General features: G+C 55.4%; 16 protein-coding genes. 9 read left to right on the top strand and 7 right to left on the bottom strand.

The features are described from left to right. Nucleotides 1-45: 45 nt before the first annotated feature. Nucleotides 46-1,962: an HlyD family efflux transporter periplasmic adaptor subunit gene (locus tag IT444_03755; GenBank protein MCC7191878.1), complete on the bottom strand. Its 1,917-nt coding sequence runs from the start codon at nt 1,960-1,962 to the stop codon at nt 46-48. Further along, entirely contained in the window at nt 1,962-2,828 is an 867-nt protein-coding gene (locus IT444_03750) for an efflux RND transporter periplasmic adaptor subunit (protein MCC7191877.1), read from the bottom strand. The genes IT444_03755 and IT444_03750 overlap by 1 nt, the downstream gene beginning before the upstream one ends. Before the next feature lie 246 nt (nt 2,829-3,074). On the opposite strand from IT444_03750, the gene hisI reads away from it, so the two are divergent. From hisI to accC, 6 genes are all read left to right on the top strand, one after another. Continuing rightward, nucleotides 3,075-3,479 carry a phosphoribosyl-AMP cyclohydrolase gene (gene hisI / locus IT444_03745; protein ID MCC7191876.1) on the top strand — a complete coding sequence of 135 codons (405 nt, stop codon included), beginning with the start codon at nt 3,075-3,077 and terminating at the stop codon, nt 3,477-3,479. 68 nt (nt 3,480-3,547) lie between these two features. Further along, nucleotides 3,548-4,963, top strand: coding sequence for a glycoside hydrolase family 88 protein (locus IT444_03740; GenBank protein MCC7191875.1), 1,416 nt, complete (start codon nt 3,548-3,550; stop codon nt 4,961-4,963). A gap of 3 nt (nt 4,964-4,966) precedes the next feature. Beyond that, nucleotides 4,967-5,767 carry a 3-ketoacyl-ACP reductase gene (locus IT444_03735; protein ID MCC7191874.1) on the top strand — a complete coding sequence of 267 codons (801 nt, stop codon included), beginning with the start codon at nt 4,967-4,969 and terminating at the stop codon, nt 5,765-5,767. Nucleotides 5,768-5,803: 36 nt separating this feature from the next. Next, nucleotides 5,804-6,934, top strand: a complete 1,131-nt coding sequence (locus IT444_03730; protein ID MCC7191873.1) for an aminopeptidase P family protein — start codon at nt 5,804-5,806, stop codon at nt 6,932-6,934. A gap of 109 nt (nt 6,935-7,043) precedes the next feature. Further along, on the top strand, nt 7,044-7,514 hold the full coding sequence (accB, locus tag IT444_03725) for an acetyl-CoA carboxylase biotin carboxyl carrier protein (GenBank protein ID MCC7191872.1): 471 nt from the start codon (nt 7,044-7,046) through the stop codon (nt 7,512-7,514). 96 nt (nt 7,515-7,610) lie between these two features. Next, a complete protein-coding gene (accC, locus tag IT444_03720) occupies nt 7,611-8,978 on the top strand; it encodes an acetyl-CoA carboxylase biotin carboxylase subunit (protein MCC7191871.1) in 1,368 nt (455 codons plus the stop codon). 68 nt (nt 8,979-9,046) lie between these two features. Here the strand turns inward: accC and IT444_03715 are convergent, their stop codons facing one another. The 3 genes from IT444_03715 to IT444_03705 all read right to left on the bottom strand — a co-directional run bounded on the left by IT444_03715 (nt 9,047) and on the right by IT444_03705 (nt 12,505). After that, on the bottom strand, nt 9,047-9,949 hold the full coding sequence (locus IT444_03715) for a diaminopimelate epimerase (protein ID MCC7191870.1): 903 nt from the start codon (nt 9,947-9,949) through the stop codon (nt 9,047-9,049). Nucleotides 9,950-10,035: 86 nt separating this feature from the next. Further along, nucleotides 10,036-11,517, bottom strand: coding sequence for a M48 family metalloprotease (locus tag IT444_03710; protein ID MCC7191869.1), 1,482 nt, complete (start codon nt 11,515-11,517; stop codon nt 10,036-10,038). 61 nt (nt 11,518-11,578) lie between these two features. Next, nucleotides 11,579-12,505, bottom strand: coding sequence for a hypothetical protein (locus IT444_03705; GenBank protein ID MCC7191868.1), 927 nt, complete (start codon nt 12,503-12,505; stop codon nt 11,579-11,581). 227 nt (nt 12,506-12,732) lie between these two features. Here IT444_03705 and sppA point away from each other — a divergent pair, with 227 nt between their 5' ends. The 3 genes from sppA to IT444_03690 all read left to right on the top strand — a co-directional run bounded on the left by sppA (nt 12,733) and on the right by IT444_03690 (nt 16,166). Further along, a complete protein-coding gene (sppA, locus tag IT444_03700; GenBank protein MCC7191867.1) occupies nt 12,733-13,800 on the top strand; it encodes a signal peptide peptidase SppA in 1,068 nt (355 codons plus the stop codon). 203 nt (nt 13,801-14,003) lie between these two features. Next, nucleotides 14,004-14,573 (top strand): hypothetical protein, encoded by a 570-nt coding sequence (locus IT444_03695; protein ID MCC7191866.1) that lies wholly within the window; start codon nt 14,004-14,006, stop codon nt 14,571-14,573. Between the two features lie 171 nt (nt 14,574-14,744). After that, entirely contained in the window at nt 14,745-16,166 is a 1,422-nt protein-coding gene (locus tag IT444_03690; GenBank protein ID MCC7191865.1) for a hypothetical protein, read from the top strand. Between the two features lie 82 nt (nt 16,167-16,248). Here IT444_03690 and IT444_03685 read toward each other — a convergent pair whose 3' ends face one another. Continuing rightward, complete coding sequence (locus IT444_03685; protein MCC7191864.1) at nt 16,249-17,277, bottom strand: isocitrate/isopropylmalate dehydrogenase family protein; 1,029 nt, start codon at nt 17,275-17,277, stop codon at nt 16,249-16,251. Nucleotides 17,278-17,343: 66 nt separating this feature from the next. Then, the gene (locus tag IT444_03680) at nt 17,344-18,387 is read right to left on the bottom strand and encodes a hypothetical protein (protein ID MCC7191863.1); all 1,044 of its coding nucleotides are present in this window, start codon (nt 18,385-18,387) and stop codon (nt 17,344-17,346) included. Between the last annotated feature and the right edge of the window lie 34 nt (nt 18,388-18,421).

The raw sequence follows: 18,421 nt of genomic DNA, 5'->3' as shown, positions 1-18,421 counted from the left end.
GAAATTCACTTCACGCAAAATGGCGACTTCATTTCCAATGGATGATTAATTGATCCATCCCCAGGTCCACAGACGAACCGTATCACTGATGCGGTGGAAGAGAACCCAGTAAAGCGGTCGGCGGCCGGCATCAATTTTGGCAAGCCCCTTCATACCCGGTCGCAGCAGATGGAGATCATTCCTTTCCTCATCATTCAGAGGGTTGAGTTTGGCGCGGACCTCGAAGGAGTTGACACCATCAATGGGGCCAGCAGCGGGGACCACACGCTGGGTAACGAACTCAAAGACGGTGCCCGGCTTACTTTGGGTCGTTAGCCGCCCAGTCTGGCCGGCATTGGACATGATCTGGGTAATATCCGTGTCGGGTACATGGATCAGCGCGATCAACTCATCCTTGGGCGCGATATCAAAAAGCTCCTCGCCCTGTTTGATACGGCCGCCGACTTTGTCGTGCCAACCGCTCTTGATCACCGCGCCGTCCACAGGTGCGATCACCGTTGCATTTTGAATCTGGTAATCGAGCAGTTCCATGCGAGCGCGGGCGGCCTGTTCTTTTGATTCCGCCTGTAAAGCTTCCGCTTCCTTGTACTCGCTCTTTTTTTGACTTCGTTCCAAGGCGGCGAGCGTTGCTTCCTTTTGCGCTTCGAGATAGCGGAGCTTCAGTTCATTCGTGTCGAGTCGTGCCAACTCCTGCCCCTTGGTCACATGATCCCCATCGCGAACAAACACCGCCTCGACACGACCTTCAAAAGGTGCTGGTACGGTTCGCCGTGTGGGAGCTTCAAATACAAACGGGGCAGTGACCTTGTAATCCCACTTGGCGAACACGATCACAGCGATGACGGCGATCGCAGCTAACGCGCCGAGTTTCCACGCGACATGCTTGGGGCCGACGAGGTAGCCAGCGGTCTTCTCGACGGACCGCCAGACATGTCCAACCAGCCAGCGGTCGCTTTCACGGCGATCGTCAAGATGCGGAGCGATTACATCGGCAATGAGTTGGAGAAACTGCACGAGGCTGGGATCGAAAAATACATCCGACCGTTCGAGCGTCAGCACGCCGATCCACTCGTCACGACGACGGAGCGGTAAGGAGAGAACGTGCCGACCGGGCTGGGCATTGGTGACCTGTTTATGAGCGTGAACAACAGCCTGTTGGAGCAGCGGCTCCGCGGTATCGGGGATCGGGAAAACGATCGGCTGTTGCTGGTCGAGACACTCCGCCATCGCCAGCTCAATGGCTGAGACATCCTGGCTGTGGCGTTTAAGGTGTTCGGTATCGCTCATGGCGATGAGGCGGATATCCCGACCTTTGATCCAGCCGAGACTCACCCGTGAGCATTTGAGCTGACGGGCTAATTCGTTGACTAGATTCAAAGCTGAACCATCGAAGCCTTCGGCCTCCTGGCTCACCGCAAGCAGTGCCAGTGCCTGACGAATCCGCTGGGTGTCGATCTCTTTCTGGATTGCTTCCTGTCGTGCGGCGAATCCCTCATATAGACCAGCTGCCAACTCACGCAGCGGTGCGGTCGATTGCAGCACGCCGGCATCTCTCAACTCGGCTGCGACGGTTGTAAGTCCGACGACCTTATTCTTAACTCGCAGCACGGTGACAAAAACATGCGCTCCGACTTCCGTGCCGCCGTCAACACCCTCGGCTTCAAGTTTCAACACATGGCTGACGTTTTTTTCAAAACCCTGTTTTGCAGCCTGCCGGAGCACACCCATGAGCGGGCTGTCCGGTGGAGCTTTGGCGAACTGGTCCGGCCATGCTTCAACCGCTCTTGGTTCACCGCCCTGGTCGAGCATCCACAGCGCGCCATATTCCGCAGCAACGATCTTGCACTGAAGATCAAGCATTCCGCGGTGGAATTCGCCGATGTCTGACACCGCATTGAGCTGTGTCACCAGGCGGTCCCAGCCGCGCGGGCCGCGGTTGGTTGTTGTGGTCTGCTGCGACATCAGCGAGCTCCTCCGCTGTTATCCGCAGTGGATTGATCGGGCTGGCTGAACGTGACAACAACCGGTTCCCCGGCAGGGAGCCCCTGCTTGTTGGGCACTTCAATCTGCACCGTTCGCGTGCCGCTGGCGGCTTCGGCGACATCAGCGATAAAAATGATTTCGCCCTTGAGGTACTGATTACCACCCGCCAATTTCGTCTGGATCCATGCGGGGTCGCCGGTCTTCATCTTGTTCTTGACGGTATCTTCGATGGGGACGGGGGCGTCGATCCAAAGCGGATCAGTGGCGACCAGCCGAAGGACGGGTTTTCCGGTTTCGACGGCTTCGCCTTCGGCTACGAGGATTGCCTCCACACGACCATCAATCGGCGCACGCATGGTGAATCGCTCATGTCGAGCTTCAGCCTGTTCAAGCTGGAGTCTGGTTTCCGTATGCTGCTGACGGGCCAGGTCCCATTCGAGCTTGGCAACCAATGCGCTGACACGAGCTTTCTCCGCTTCGTAAGAAGTTGCAGAACCCTTCTGAAGTAAATCCTTCACACGCTTTTCTTCGACCTGTGACAACTCGTATTTAGCGGCGGCGGATTGGACTTCTACATCGCTTTCAGCGCGGAGCTTGTAGAGTGCGACGAGCGATTCTCCTTCGCGATCCTCCAGTTGAATAAGGATGTCGCCTTTTTTAACGACAGAGCCTCGTTTTACAGGTAAGGAAAATACGGTGCCGCTCTCCTTGAACGCCAGCTTGCGATCGTAGCGAGCGGTGGTGACTGCGGTGACAGCACTGACCTCTGCCAGTGATTGACCAGCGAGTGTCAAAATACAAGTGACGATAATGACCCAGCAGACGGAACTTCTGATGGATTGCACGGTTATCTCCGGGAGACGCCGGGAATCATTCCCGCGACACCGATAACTGAAAAGTGGATTGAGAACCCCCACCCGTGATCTTTATCGGGGATTGACGGGGTAGCGCTAACCTATCAATTTTAATCGGACTATCGGACCTCTTCTATGTAGGAAACGACGAATCTACGTGATAAATACCCCAATCAAAGCCTTGAGAGAAGCCGGGAGCCGCTATACTTTTGACCCTTCAGAAAGGACGGGTTTTCTATGTCTGATGCTGCCCGTGAAACAGGGTTGAAGCTCGATATCAAGTTTAACGAACAAGGGCTTGTCCCGGCCATTGTGCAGGATCTGCATACCAGGCAGATACTCATGATGGGCTGGATGAATGACGCTGCCCTGCGACAGACTCTGGCAACTCGTAAGGCCACCTTCTATTCCCGCAGCCGGAACAAGATGTGGGTAAAAGGCGAGGAGTCCGGCCACATCCAGGAGGTTGTCGAAGCTCGTGTCGATTGCGATCAGGATGTGATCCTGCTCCTCTGCAAGTCGCATGGGCCGGCTTGTCACGTCGGCTACCACACCTGTTTCTATCGTGTCAGCGAAGGCGGCGACACATTGAAGGTTGTTGAGAGCCGCGTATTTGATCCAAAGAGCGTTTACAAAAAGTAGGTAGGTATCATTGCCAGCATCAACCGATTGATTCCCGCGATGTTTTGGGAATCGGGTTTACTCAGATCATGCAAATAGACTTCACGCTCCGAGCTTCTGACCTGCGCCACGCCATTAACAGGTTGTTCAACCTCGCTGCTGCGAAAGTAATCTCGCTCAATCGGAGTTGGGATACATCCAGAGGAACCCCGGTATTTACGATTGAAGGCAAATACACCAGTCGCGGCTGGACAGAATGGACGCAGGGGTTTCAGTACGGTTGCGCAATTCTGATTTTTGATGCCACGGACGACAGAAAGTTTTTCAATCTGGGGCGACAGCGCACGATCGATCACATGCTGAAGCACGTGACGCACACGGGGGTGCATGATCATGGCTTCAACAACCTCTCAACATATGGCAACCTTCTGCGATTGCTGAAGGAAAAGCGCAGTCCTGAAAAAAACAACGAATGGGAAGAGCTGGTTTACGCCAATGCGATTCGGGCCAGCGGAGCTGTACAGGCAGCAAGGTGGGCTGGCACACCTCCAAAACCCGAAAGCAAACACTCCGCGTACTCCAACTCACTGGGGTACATCTACTCGTTCAACGGTCCTCACTCACTGTTCGTGGACACGATGCGCACGATACGTATCCTCGGTCGGGCGTGGCAGCTTGGTCATATGCTCATGCATGAAAACGATCGTGCAGCCAATCTGCTCAAACGCGCCGTGCTGCACGGCTTGACCACGAGTCAGTACATCGTGTTCCATGGCGATACGGATCACACTTATGACGTGGCAGGTCGCACATCTCACGAGGCAGTGTTTAACCGTAACGACGGGGCATTCCGTTGCCGTGGTACCCAGCAGGGTTATTCGCCTTTCTCAACATGGACGCGCGGTCTGGCGTGGGCGATGCTCGGCTACGCTGAAGAACTCGAGTTTTTCAAAACGATCCCGACTGCGAAGTTCCACGCTGCGGTTGGTCTCACAAAGTCGGCAGTTATGAAAGTATTTGAACGCTGCGCGGTTGAAACCTGTGACCACTATCTCAACGGATGCTCAGCTTCTGACGGCATTGCCTACTGGGACGACGGTGCCCCCGGTCTGGCAAAGTTAGGCGACTGGCTGGGCAAGCCGGCTGACCCGTTCAATGACTACGAACCCGTTGATTCTTCGGCCTCCGCAATCGCGGCTCAAGGCCTGATCCGACTCGGCAACTACCTCGGCGGAACACGCGGTAAGCGTTATCTGCAAGCGGGTCTCACGGTTGCCCAAACGCTGATGAGCGAGCCGTACCTTTCCACCAGCACGAAGCATCAGGGGCTGCTCCTGCATTCGGTGTACCATCGTCCGAACGGCTGGGATCATATTCCTCGCGGCCGAAAGGTGCCGTGCAGCGAAGCGAGCATGTGGGGTGATTATCACCTGCTGGAGTTGGCAATTTTGATTAAGCGGATGGCGGGTGGTGATACATACCCTACATTTTTTGACCGGAATTAACTCATGCCAACACGCAAGCCCACCGCCATTGTCACCGGTGCATCACGCGGAATCGGTCGCGCGATTGCAGTGGGGCTTGGTACGGCTGGGTATCGCGTAGCGATCAACTACAACTCTAACGCCGATGCAGCGCGAGAATGCGCGGAGTTAGTGAAAAAAAGCGGCGGAGAAGCGATTGTCATTCAGGCCGATATCGCCAAACCTGATGATCATCGTCGGCTGGTCGAAACGACCGTCGAGAAGTTTGGTGACATCGACTTGCTCGTTAATAACGCCGGGATCGCCCCGAAGGTACGTGCTGATCTGCTTGAGATGCACGATACGAAAAGTTTCGATGAACTGATCCACACCAATCTGCGCGGGCCGTACCTTCTCACTGTGTTGGTTGCAAATCGGATGGTGGCGCAGGTCAAGAAGGCTGTGAGTGCGGAAACGCCGAAGCCGAAGATCGTCAACATCACCTCGATCAGCGCGTACACCGCCAGCGTGAATCGCGGCGACTACTGCATCTCGAAGGCCGGCCTTGCGATGATGACGCAGCTTTTCGCCGCACGGCTCGCCGAATTTGGCATCAATGTTTACGAAATCCGCCCCGGCGTTATCGCCACCGACATGACAGGCCCGGTGAAGGCGAAATACGACAAGCTCATCCTCGAAGACTCTCCCGGACTGCTGCCAATCCGCCGCTGGGGCCAGCCGGACGACGTCGCCCGTGCGGTTGTCGCCATTGCGCAAAATTATTTGCCCTATTCCACCGGCGAAGTCATCAATGTGGACGGCGGATTTCATCTACGGCTGCTGTGACGTCGTATGTTGACCACCTCGGTTATAAATACGTAGATGAAGTCAAGACGCCAAAAATCTTCTCGATCTGCGCCAGCGCACCTCGTATCGCGCGTGGCTGCGCTCCAAAGTCGCATCAGGAAACATCATGCTGACGCTTTGCTGATCACAAACCCAAAGGACATTCGCTACCTCACGGGCTTCGTGGGTGACGATAGCTGGGCTGTTGTACCTGCGAAGGGGGCAGGCGTACGAGTCATCAGTGATTTCCGCTTTGAGGAGCAGATTCAACGTGAAGCCCCGCATGTCAGCGTAACGATGCGAGCAGGGCCTATCAGTGATGCAACGGCAAAACTCTGCGCTGATCTGGGGTTCAAGCATCTTGCGGTACAGAACGATTACTTGACGCTTGCCCAATTCCACCAGCTCGGAAAAAAACTCGGTAGAAAAAAACTCGACCCGATGGATGACGGCCTGCTGAAGCAGCGTGCCATCAAAGATAAAAAGGAAATCAAGGCGATCCGTGAGGCTCTGGTCATTCAGCAGGATGCGTTTAAGGCGACACTCAAACTGCTCACGGGATCGAAGCCGGTGACGGAATCCTACGTTGCTGCCCATCTTGAAATGACTATGCGGGTTGCTGGAGCGGATGGGCCGAGCTTTCCGACGATCATTGCCGCCGACGCCAATGCAAGTCTGCCTCATGCCATCCCCGGCCAGTCGAAAATTAAAAAGGGAGGCATTGTGCTCGTGGACTGGGGAGCGCGGTCGGGTGGTTATTGCTCTGATCTGACCCGTGTCGTGGCGATCGGCAAAATGCCTGCCAAGATCAGGGAGATCTACAAGATCACGCTAGACGCCCAGATGGCTGCCATCGACGCGATCAGGCCGGGCAGGACGTTTAAGGAAATCGACGCCATCGCCCGTGATCTCATCACTAGTGCTGGGTATGGCAGCCGCTTTGGCCACTCGCTTGGACACGGTATCGGTCTGGATATTCACGAACAACCGACCTTATCGTCACGCTCCGAGGGTGTTTTGGAGCCGGGGCACATCGTTACGGTTGAGCCTGGTATTTATCTTCCGGGAGTCGGCGGGGTGCGCATTGAAGACGATGTACTGGTGACCGCAACGGGTCACGAAGTACTCAGCAATTTGCCGAAAGACCTTGAATCAGCAATCATTTAATCGTTCGGTAGGCAGTGGCCGGAAGTCGGAAGCTACGTGCTAAAGAGTCTGAGACACGTTTTTCCGCCCGGCACTGATATTCGCCTGCTGGCTTCTTCGAGGAACTCGCATGACCGACCTGAAAACGCTCAAAGAGCTTATCAAGCTCATGGCTGCAAACGACCTGACGGAACTCGACCTCCAGGATCCCAAAGGAGAGCGGGTCACACTAAAGCGAGGCAGTGGTTCGGGACCGATTCAGTACGTGAATGTTCCTGCTCCGGCAGTTGTCGCGCCGCCGGCGTCAACGTCCGTTGCCGCTTCCGGAGGTTCAGGAACGAGTGACGCCAGTGACGCTGGCCTGACACCGATTCCCAGTCCGATGGTAGGTACGTTCTATGCTGCATCCGCACCGGATGCGAAGCCATTCGCCTCGGCTGGTGACCGTATTACTCCCGACAAAGTCGTGTGCATTATTGAAGCGATGAAGGTATTCAACGAGATTAAAGCTGAGATCAGCGGCACCATCGTCAAAGTGATGGTATCAAACGGTGAAGCTGTCGAGTTTGGCCAAACGCTATTCCTGGTAAAACCTAACTGAAAGGGCTGTGGACCAAGGGTCTGAACCAACGGGTAAGCCGCGGCAATTATTGCCACTCGCTTAACCCCGAGCGCACTTCCCTTGGCCTGTCTTCCCATGTTTTCTCGAATCCTCATTGCCAACCGTGGAGAAATCGCCGTGCGGATCATCCGTGCGGCTCGTGAACTGGGTATTGAGACCGTAGCGGTCTATTCCACAGCCGACAAAGACTCCAAGCACGTCGCAATCGCCGATCACGCGATCTGCATCGGTAATCCGCCATCGAGTGAAAGCTATCTCAACATTCCGCGGATCATCAGTGCTGCGGAGGTCGCCAATGTTGACGCCATCCATCCCGGCTATGGCTTCCTTGCGGAAAATTCACACTTCGCGGATGTCTGCCGATCCTGCAAGATCGAGTTCATCGGCCCCAGCGTCGAATCCATGGCGATGCTTGGTGGCAAAGTCTCCTGTAAACAGATCGCCATTAAAAATAAGGTACCTGTTGCACCGGGAAGCAAGGGCAAGATCGAAAACGAAGAGGATGCGATCAAGATCGCACGAGATATCGGCTACCCCGTGATCGTCAAGGCATCTGCGGGTGGCGGTGGTCGCGGCATGCGCGTCGCGCACAATGACATCGCGCTGAGATCCGGCCTGAAAAGCGCGATGGCAGAGGCTCAGGGCGCGTTTGGTGACGCGACGGTGTACATCGAAAAGTTCATCGAAAAAGCCCGCCATGTCGAAGTGCAGGTCCTCGGCGATCAGCACGGAAATCTGGTTCATCTCTTTGAGCGTGACTGCACGATGCAGCGCCGCCACCAGAAACTCATTGAGGAAGCTCCTTGCCCGATTCTGAAGGAAAAAGAACGCGAAGCCGTGTGCAATGCTGCTGTGCGGCTATGTAAAGCTGCGAAGTATTACTCCGCGGGAACGGTTGAGTTCCTGATGGACGCCCACTCACGGCAGTTTTATCTCATGGAGGTCAACACCCGTGTTCAGGTGGAGCATCCGGTCACCGAGTTGATCACCGGTATTGATATCGTCAAGACTCAGATTCGCGTGGCGGCAGGAGAAAAGCTGGGTTTTTCTCAAAAGGACATCACCCGCAATGGTCACGCAATCGAGGTGCGGATCAATGCGGAGGATCCAGCTCGCAACTTTGCTCCTTCGCCGGGTCTGATTGCGCAATTTGATCCTCCCGGCGGGTTGGGCGTGCGCATGGATACCCACTGTTACAGCGGCTACCGTGTGCCGCCGAATTATGATTCGATGATCGCCAAGCTGATTGTGTACAAAAAGACACGCAGTGAGGCGATTGCAACGCTCAAACGGGCACTGGCGGAATTCCGGGTCGATCCAATCAAGACGACAATTCCTCTGCACGCTCAACTGATGAACAACGGCAACTTCATCAAGAGTGATGTGGACATTCACTTCGTTGAGCGGTTGCTTGAGCAGAAGCAGCCATCACCTAAGGAGTAGCGGACGAACCCCGCTCTCTCCGTGAACTTGCCGGCATGACGCCTGTGTGTCACAGGTGAGCGTTCGCATTAGAGAGGAATCTCTCCGGTAAAGACTTCTGTCGCCGGACCTGTCATCAGGACGTGGTTGTCGGATTCCTTCCATTCGAGTGTGAGATCCCCGCCGGGCAAGTGTGCGAGGATCGTTCGCCCGGTTTTACGGGTGAGCACACCAGCGACACAGACTGACGAGGCTCCGGTTCCGCAGGCAAGCGTGATACCGCTGCCGCGCTCCCAGGTGCGCATCGTCACTTCGCTGGATGAATGCACCTGCACGAAGTGGACGTTGATACGGCGGGGGAACCAGGAGTGTTTTTCCAGGATTGGGCCGATCGTCTCCAGCGGCACATGGTTTACATCTTTAACGTAAATCGTGATGTGCGGGTTTCCCATGGAGACAGCGGTTAGGTTTGCTTCCAGTCCACAGGCCGCAGCCCAGCCACGAGGCACGCCGGGGAGTAATAACGATGCGGGATCAATCGGAATATTGATAACGCGATCACCGTCCTTGATGCCAGGAATGCTGACAGGGATTCGACCTGCTTCCAGGATCGGCTCACCCATATCCACGGTGATCTGCGATACCTTCCCATGAGTATCGGTCTGGTAGCGGAGCGTCAGTACCCCGCGACCGGTTTCGACTTTCATGGGATTAGCGCGGGTAATAGTTCGATCATGGGCTAGTTTGCAGACACACCGGACGCCATTACCGCACATTTCCGATTCGGACCCGTCAGCATTGAACATGCGCATGCGTACATCCGCATTGCTTCCGGGTGATGGAGGCGCAACGATAATCAAGCCGTCCCCCCCGATGCCGAAGTGTCGATCCGCCAGCTTCACCGCCAAGGCGGAGGGATCCGTGATTCGCTCTTCAAAACCGTTGATATAGACATAGTCGTTGCCTATGCCGTGCATCTTTGTGAAGCGCATGGTTCACCTCGTGGGGCGAAGATTATAGACCGATCTGAAAGAGGAGGTGATAGGCGGGAGTGATTGCTTGTCAGATTCCTTAACTCTCAAAACTTCATGAAGTCGCGGAGGTCCACCTCCATCAGCACAAGTCCGACGACGATGGCTGCGGAGATGGCTTTGATCCAGAAGACCTCGCGGTCGATCCGCAGCTTGTCGGTGCGCTGGCCGGCGAGGCTTTGTAAATAGGACTGTCGCCAAGCGATGGATCCGTGCCGCCAGCTTCGCCGCTGGGTGTTGATGTGGTTAAGGTCCGCTACCGCTTGCAATGCTCCAGCCATTGTCTCGATGGCTGGCTGGGTGATGACCGGCTGTGAAGCCTCAGCCGATGAATCGTGTATCGACAAATGCTGAACCGCGAAAGTGTCAGCCTGTCGTTCAAATCGACGTGAGATCCAGCCGAAGATTGCGACGCCGGTTGCAAGGGTGCCCATCGCGGCGCAGGCGGACATGACATCTTGCTGACTGGTCAGCCATTGGCCGTAGCCAGCCAACTGCGGGGAGGCGGAATGTTCGAGCCATTCCGCGCCGCCAAATAACACGAACTCCCACAGGGTCATCACAGATCCTGCAACGGCAAGCAGCACCACGAGCAGCCAGGGAAGGTGATGTTTTCGCACGTGGGCGACCTCGTGTGCCATTACGGCTTCTACCTGAGCTACCGGGACCTGCTCGAGGAGCGCGTCAGTGAGCAGGATGTATCGCACCGGAGCCATCAGGCCCATGACCGCGGCGTTGATCATTCCGCCGAATGTGCGCCAGAGGAGTAATTGCCGGACACCCACGCGATGAGTCTTACACAGAAGCAGCAGCCGATGGCGTAGTTCTCCGTCGGGCAGGGGTGTGGTGTCCCAGAGGTGTCGAATCATGACGGGAGCGAAAAAGAGCAGGCCGCCGGACCCTGCCACGAGGAGGATGGTTTTTGTGTCAATTCCACTGGCAATGTCGCCACCATAGCGATCGACAATCTCTCTCCAAGCGACCAGAACCAGAAGCGGTGCGAGCATAATCACCATCTGGTGGCGAAACTGTGCGAGCAGATATTGCCCTCGCGTCCAGATGGGATTGATTGGCTGGCCTGAGTCCAGACGGGCGATCAGTGCAGCTTCACGCATTCGCCGATCAATCGGGTAATACGCCCACCAACTGAATGCAGCAAGCACCAGCGTGGGAAGAATGACGAGCAGTTCATCAATAATGATCGGATTACCACCCGGCCCGGCGAGCAGATAGCGGATATGGTCGAGTGTGCCGACGTAAAGATCGAGGCCGAATAACATCAGTGCGAGGAAACGGAAGCTCGTGGTGAGCCACTCGAGCCGCTTGAGTGTTTTGCGTCCGTCGGGCTTGGCGATTCGCTCCCGTGTGTAACGGCAGGCGAGCCAATACAGGCTCCCAAGTGCGAGCTTGGGAAAAACGACGATAACCGTAACCAGCCATCCGTCGATGGCCGCGGCTGAGTGGAATAAGCCCGGCCGGGCATCGTGGGCGAATACCCCAAGCATCAGAGCCAGTACGAAGATCTGCATCCACGAATCTTATCGCCCAGACGATAATGAATCGTGAAATCGATGGTGAAAGCCAGCCCCGTTACAGCTTTCGCATTTCTTCCTTGGTAAAGGCTTCCGCAGCGTTTCCCGCAGCAGAGATAGCCGGGTCTTCCGATGCCTTGGCGTCTTCGATGGCACTGGTGATCGCTTTGAGATTGCCGCGCGTCTTGGGGTTGAACTTCACGACACCCAGTTGAAGTGTTGCCTCGACACGGAAGGTGAGGTCTTTGTCATTCCGAGCGATGTTGATCAGATCTCCGATTTGCGGTCGGAGTGATTTGAGGATTTTCCCGACTTTTGGAACCCAGGCATCGGCGACCTTTTTGAGGGCGGGATCCCATGCCTTGAGTTTTTCCATCAACTCTGGGTCTTCCTCTGCCCACATCGCCATCTGGCTGCCCGCATCGGTCATGGCGACGATTCCGCTCCAGCGGTTGTAGTACCGCGTGCTATTTTCAAACGCGCGCTGGCCCATCGCAAAGACAGCCTTGGTTGCGTCCATCGCATAGCCTGCATTTCCGCTTTCACGGTTGCGGGCTGCAAGCCCCAGGACGACCTGTTGAATCACCGTAATTGCGTCATGCGGCATCTCTCCGCCGGGTTTGAGCGGAACCAGATTGTCAAGAAACGGCTTGGACAATTTGCCTGCCCGCGAAGCCTTGATCAAGAGGTCAGTGAGCTGTGTTGCCGACCTGTCATCAGGCTCTTTAATTACCTGACGGTTTTTGACGAAATCTTCGAAGTTTTCCTGGAAGTATGCGAAGACGGCGGCATAAGCTGCGTTAGCGTCCTCATTCACCTCGGTCGGCTCAAACATTGCAGGTAAGTCGGCAGCGAGTGTGGCAGCTACCAGTTTGGATTCCGACGTAGCGGACGTGGGAGGATCAGGCGGGCTGTACGTCGCTATGAAATAGAAGCCACCCAACACAACGACGAGAATGACCGAGAGAATGATGCCAATTTTCATCAGAGAAACTCCGCAATGGAATGTCTCATGATCATAACGAATAAGGGCCGGTTACTCTCTCCTCGATGCCTGCCGAAACAGCCAATGGTTATTTGCAGAGCAGGGGGATATCAGGGACTGAATACCCAGACTCGCGGCCTCGACAGATACAGGTAACATGGATGATCCGACGGATAACCTGTGAATAAACTCGCAGGCTATGACGAGTCCTCGAAGGAACCTGACCTATGGCTGAAAATAATGATCGTCCTGCCAGTCCGCCGCCGCACACGCTGCCCCCGCCTCCGCCGGGATACCCACCCATGATGTTCAGCCAGCCGCCGCGGCGGGCGTCGTTCTGGGGGCGCATCGGCACGGGATTGCTCACGAGCCTTTTCTTTCTGTCGATACTCCTGAATATCTATCTTGGAGCCTATTTTGCGTCATCGATCTCCGGGCCGACCGAGAAACCCTACCTCGCCGGTGATACCGATCACCGCTTCGTCATCCTGGATGTCACAGGCTTGATCGATGAATCGACGGCTGCCTACGTTCGTGATTCGCTCAAAGAGTTGCGCAACAACAAGCCGGCGGCGGTTATTCTGCGTGTGGATTCCGGAGGCGGTACGGTCGCTGCGTCAGATATCATCGCGCATGACATCGAGCAGTTTCGCCGCGACACGGGTGTGCCGGTCGTCGCCAGCTTTGGTGGTATTGCAGCCAGCGGTGGTTACTACATCTCCGCTCAATGCGACAAGATCGTCGCCGAGCCGACCTGCATCACCGGAAGTATCGGCGTGATCGCACAGATTGTGACCGTGGACAAGCTACTCGAAAAAGTAGGAGTCACGCCTGAAGTGATCGTGGCCACCGACTCAAAGAAAAAGGACGTGGCCAACAACATCATGAGACATTGGGATGATCAGGATCGTGACAAAGTACGGATGATCCTCGACAACGCGCATGCGCGGTTTGTCGATGTGGTTTACAACGGGCGACAAAAGTATTTTGGCTCACGTGATGAAGTCAAAGCACTGGCTACAGGTGAAGTGTTCACATCAGACCAGGCCAAGCAGAACAAGCTGATCGACCAGGTCGGATACCTTGATGACGCAATCAATGAAGCCAAGACACTGGCCAAGCTCGATGTGACCAAAACTTACGCGGTGACACGAATGAGTGCCAGACAGGGACTCAGCATCAGTTTTTCATCGGCCAAGCAGATGACTCTGGATACCAGCGAGCTTCGTCGCATGCTGGGTGATCTAGCCTCTCCTCGGATCGAGTATCGCTGGAGCTATTGGGGGGGCCAATAGAGTGCGACGCTCCGTGCCCTCAAAGAGCTGCTGCCTCCGGCAAGGCAGCGAGGCGGGGTTAGTCGGGGTGACAGACGAAAAGTCTTTACTGGCGTTTGGTTTTTGTTGCCGATACAATCCGAGTACCTATCGCTGTCCGTTATCCGTACACTGGCAGGATGTATAAACGTGTCGGCTCCTAACGAATCAGAAAGGAATCTCGCATGAAGCTCCGCGACTGGGTTAACAAGAACTCAGCAGTCGTCACCATTCTTGCTGTTCTGATATTGATTCTTTCACTTGCGGCCATTGTCTGGAACAGCACACCGACCTCGTATAAACCTGTTGACATGTGGTATTACGACATGGGATCGGAAGCGCCGGATCACCTCGACCGACTATTTGCCGGTAAGGGCAATGAACTGCCGCCAATCGCTTCTCCATCGGGCAAGCTCAATGAGAACGGCGAACCAATGGGTGCCCGTGCGTGGGTTTATTCCTGCGGCGACTGCGCGGATAAAAAGTCACGGTTTATTGCTTACATCGAAGTCTATTCGAAGGAAGCAAAAGAATTATTTACTAATCCAGCCAAGGTCAGCACCAGTGCCATGCCTCCGCCATTACGTCCTGAAGATATGTTGAAGCAGGAAGAGGGGCACTACATCAAGGAGCCTGACAGCGATAAGTGGTATCAGTTTCAGAGCCCTGAAGGTAATAACATCCGCATGAAAGTTCTGGAGAAATGCGGCGATATCAAGACTCCGCCGAAGATGTGCTATCCCGGAGAAAATTAATACAACCTCAGTGTTCCGCGGAGTATTCAAGCAGTGGAGAGAAAGTCAGTTCTCCAGAACCTATTTTGTGGAACCTGAAAATACGAACGGCGGTCGGCATCAACCGACCGTCGTTTTCTTTTGTCCTTATCTCAGGTCATACTTTTCAGGCATTAATCCCGGAGTCCACCCATGAAATATCCATCTGCTCTGTCGGTCGCTCTCATGTCTGCGATGGTGCTGGCATCTTGCCAGATGAAAAGCCATTTTGAAGATCCGGTGGGCATGATGACCAACCGAACGATCGACCCGCAGGAGCGGATGAACGCCGCCAAGCAAGCTGAGCGGGAAAAACGCGATGACCCTGGTCGAATCGCTGCGCTCGAAATCCTGCTCTATGAGAGAGGCTATCCGTTTGAACAACGTCGCTATGCCGTTGATCAACTGGTCTCGTATGATGAAGCCGCATTCAAAGCAACGCTCGCCAAGCGGATATCGCTCATCGTGAACTGGGACACGATGAAGTACATTTTCAAAGTCGCCCAGGAGCGGCAGTGGACCGATATGACGCCGACATTTGTCCGTCAGTATGCAAGGACGGACAAACTGACTCCGGATGCAGAAAGACCGGAGCGTGATCTGCTGGTGAAACTCAATCCGGGAAAGAGCGTCGAGCAGGTTGTGTTTGACGTTTTCGCCGACCGAAATAACGAAGTTCCGCTGCCGCAGCAGGTGTCTGCATGGGAACTACTCAACCGCCTGGCTCCACCGCAGCGGCTGATGGATTTGCTGTCTCAAGCTCCTGAGCAGACCGCTCTAGTGGCGGATCTCAAAGCATGCGCTGCGGACCTGCGAACGGTGCCGACGAATCGTGAGGGGGTTCTGTGGTTGTCCTATTTGCGTGACCCTGCCCGTCGTGACTTGTGGGAGTCGTATAAGACGGAAGTAGCAAGGCTAAACGAAGAACAACGACGCGGGCTGGAGCTGCGCCATCTGCCGATCTTGCTCAACGCATCCCGCACGCCGGGAGTAACTGCAATGTCACGCAGCCAGCTCTACAAGGAATTGGTCAGCGATCTGGCTGCCGTCGAACACTCGGTCAAGAACCCGACGTTTGACGGTGCGGACAAAGACACGCCTCAGAATCTTCAGGCGTGGGATTCAAAACTTGTTTGGGGGGACCTGCTGACGATCCGTGTGCTTGAAAATGCTATGAGGCGAGGGTTGGCAAGCAACCTCTTTGGGCAGGCGGATGCCGATCACAAGGACCAAAGCACAGAACACGGCGGAGTTATTCTCTATGCCAACGGCGATAAGGGGTACTACGGCAAGTCATTCCCCCCGGAAATCCGACGACACGACTTGAAGTTTCTGTCATCACAGGATCTGATCGAGGCCGCTTACACCGGCCTGGCGCACTATCACTTTCACGCACAGAGTCATCAAAACTCAGCGTATGCCGGGCCGGGCCGCGGAGATTTGGACTTTGCGAGAAAGCTGAACTTCAACTGTCTGGTGTTTACGTTCACAGATAAGGATCACCTGAACGTAGATTACTACCAGCCCAATGGCGTGGTAGTGGATCTGGGGACATTCAAGCGGATGATGCCGTAATTGACGACGACAACCAGGAGCAAAGGTGTCCGCCTCTGTCTGTTGCGCATGCGCTTCTGATACCGTCGTAGTGCTACAGCGATCAGCCTTTCAATCGCTCAATCACCGCGTGGGTGAATTGCTCGGTGGATAGTTCGCCACCCAGGTCGCGTGTCTTTTTCCCGTCTGACAGCGCGAGGTTGTATGCGTCCTTAAGCTTCGTTGCGACCTTGCGGCTGTTCTCATCGTGTTTGATGTCGGCGAGGTAGTTGAGCATCATCGCAGCTGACATCAGGATCGCCAGCGGATTGGCGATACCTTTGCCGGCAATATCCGGCGCGGAGCCATGAACTGCCTCGAACACAGCTCCGTCGTCACCGATATTTGCTCCGGGTACGACACCTAGTCCGCCGACAAGTCCAGCTGCCAGATCACTCACCACGTCGCCGTAGAGATTTTCCATCAGCAGCACATCGAACTGTGAGGGATCCTGGACGAGTTTCATGCAGCCGGCATCGATAATCAGGGATTGATACTCGATATTCGGATACTCGTCCTCGTTGATGCGCTGAGCGCAACGCAGGAGCAGTCCGTCCGTCATCTTCATGATGTTCGCCTTGTGGAAGACGGTGACTTTTTTCCGCTTGCGTTTGGTGGCGTAACGAAACGCCCAATGTGCGATGCGGAGACACGCCGCCTCGGACGCGACCTTCATGCTCATGACGATCCCCGGCGCGATTTCATTTTCGACGCCGCTGTACAGCCCCTCGGTGTTCTCCCGTACGATGACGAGGTCCACGTTTTCGTATCGGGTCTTGATCCCCGGCAAGCTGCGCACCGGCCTTACCGCAGCGTAGAGGTTGAGTTTTTTTCGGAGTGAGACGTTAATGGACGTGAAGCCTTCGCCGACAGGCGTGGTCACCGGCCCTTTGAGCGCAACCTTGTGATGCGCGATGGCCTCGATGGTTTCTTCGGGCAGCACAGCCTTGCCCAGCTTCAATGCGGTGATGCCTGCGTGGTGCTCGACCCACTCCACCGGTGCCTGGGCCGCGGTGAAGATTTTTTTGACAGCCGTCGTGACCTCAGGCCCGATCCCGTCTCCGGGAATGAGAACTATGTGATGCGTTGGCATGGTCGAAGTATATCGACCGAATCTGTCCGGTGGTCGCGTCAAACCTGATTGTGGAAGGCAGTTGATTTATTTGACCGCTTCTCTGGGCCGCGCCGCCTGCTCTCCGGCAGCTCTTTCGCGCAATAGGTCGATCAGCCCGCGAACCTCGTCAGCCATTTTAGTGTTCGGAAATTCACGGATGATCTGTTCGCCGACACGAACCGCCTGAATCCATTCCTTGTCGTGTACCGCCAGCTTGAATTGCACACCCAGATTCTGGCGTTTCTTGCCGATGACGCCGCGTGCGGTTTCTCGGAAGGGTTCAGCCTCTGATTCGGTGAGGTATTTATCAAGCTCTTTGAGCAACTCGATCGCGCGTTCAACATCATCACGCTCCGCAGCCTGGAGGAAGTCGCGTTCGAGTTCATGTTTGTGGGTCTCGCGTGCTTCTCGTACACGCCGACCGAGCTCACGAACCTGTGTGTGCTCCGGATAGAGCCGCTGAATGCGCTGGGCTTCCTGTGCGGCCAGCTCCCATTCCTGATGCGAGAGCATGTCCTCAAATCGGCCGATGGCCTGTTTGACTCGCTCGGCCATCTCGGCGGCTCGGGCATGGATGATTTCATCGCGGAAATCTTCGGCCTCCTGCCGGTAGCCGAAGGACTGGTTCATCTGGTTCACCAGCACCATCGCAGTGTCAAAATCTTTTCTGGCGATGTCCTCACGGATCGCTCGGCGGAGAGTCTCGCGATCCTGATCACGCGACAGGATCCGCCTCGCGGTGTCACTGACCGCCAGTCGATCATTGATGGCACGCAACACGCGGATAGTCTCTTCCGTCGCCTCGTCCGGACCGTGAACAGGCAGCCCTGTACGGCCATAGACCGCCCAGCGGATGACCCCGATCAAGAAAAACACACTCGCAAGAATGCTGATCGCAAAGACCGGCAGGGTCCAGATGATCTGCGCAAACGTAACATCGAGGTTAGGAAACTTTTTCAGCGTCAGCGTCACGCCTGACCTGATGAGAAGACTGGCAGTCGCGGCGAGTGCCCAGAGAATAAATGCCGCAAGGATCAAACCCAGAGGTGAATGAAAGAACGGCTGCTTCTGCGGATCTCGTTCGGCCATGGAAACCCCTTTTCGAAAGGTGACGCAACCTTGG

The sequence above is a fragment of the Phycisphaeraceae bacterium genome, from assembly GCA_020851465.1.
In the GTDB taxonomy this organism is placed as follows: domain Bacteria; phylum Planctomycetota; class Phycisphaerae; order Phycisphaerales; family Phycisphaeraceae; genus JADZCR01.
The sequence above is the reverse complement of the archived record's forward strand: the minus strand, read 5'-3'. Positions and strand labels throughout refer to the sequence as shown.

Excerpts from the sequence above, each read along its gene's own strand:
- IT444_03755 (MCC7191878.1), bottom strand. The coding sequence starts at position 1,962 with ATGTCGCAGCAGACCACAACAACCAACCGCGGCCCGCGCGGCTGGGAC.
- hisI (MCC7191876.1), top strand. The coding sequence starts at position 3,075 with ATGTCTGATGCTGCCCGTGAAACAGGGTTGAAGCTCGATATCAAGTTT.
- IT444_03740 (MCC7191875.1), top strand. The coding sequence starts at position 3,548 with ATGCAAATAGACTTCACGCTCCGAGCTTCTGACCTGCGCCACGCCATT.
- IT444_03735 (MCC7191874.1), top strand. The coding sequence starts at position 4,967 with ATGCCAACACGCAAGCCCACCGCCATTGTCACCGGTGCATCACGCGGA.
- IT444_03730 (MCC7191873.1), top strand. The coding sequence starts at position 5,804 with ATGAAGTCAAGACGCCAAAAATCTTCTCGATCTGCGCCAGCGCACCTC.
- accB (MCC7191872.1), top strand. The coding sequence starts at position 7,044 with ATGACCGACCTGAAAACGCTCAAAGAGCTTATCAAGCTCATGGCTGCA.
- accC (MCC7191871.1), top strand. The coding sequence starts at position 7,611 with ATGTTTTCTCGAATCCTCATTGCCAACCGTGGAGAAATCGCCGTGCGG.
- IT444_03715 (MCC7191870.1), bottom strand. The coding sequence starts at position 9,949 with ATGCGCTTCACAAAGATGCACGGCATAGGCAACGACTATGTCTATATC.
- IT444_03710 (MCC7191869.1), bottom strand. The coding sequence starts at position 11,517 with ATGCAGATCTTCGTACTGGCTCTGATGCTTGGGGTATTCGCCCACGAT.
- IT444_03705 (MCC7191868.1), bottom strand. The coding sequence starts at position 12,505 with ATGAAAATTGGCATCATTCTCTCGGTCATTCTCGTCGTTGTGTTGGGT.
- sppA (MCC7191867.1), top strand. The coding sequence starts at position 12,733 with ATGGCTGAAAATAATGATCGTCCTGCCAGTCCGCCGCCGCACACGCTG.
- IT444_03695 (MCC7191866.1), top strand. The coding sequence starts at position 14,004 with ATGAAGCTCCGCGACTGGGTTAACAAGAACTCAGCAGTCGTCACCATT.
- IT444_03690 (MCC7191865.1), top strand. The coding sequence starts at position 14,745 with ATGAAATATCCATCTGCTCTGTCGGTCGCTCTCATGTCTGCGATGGTG.
- IT444_03685 (MCC7191864.1), bottom strand. The coding sequence starts at position 17,277 with ATGCCAACGCATCACATAGTTCTCATTCCCGGAGACGGGATCGGGCCT.
- IT444_03680 (MCC7191863.1), bottom strand. The coding sequence starts at position 18,387 with ATGGCCGAACGAGATCCGCAGAAGCAGCCGTTCTTTCATTCACCTCTG.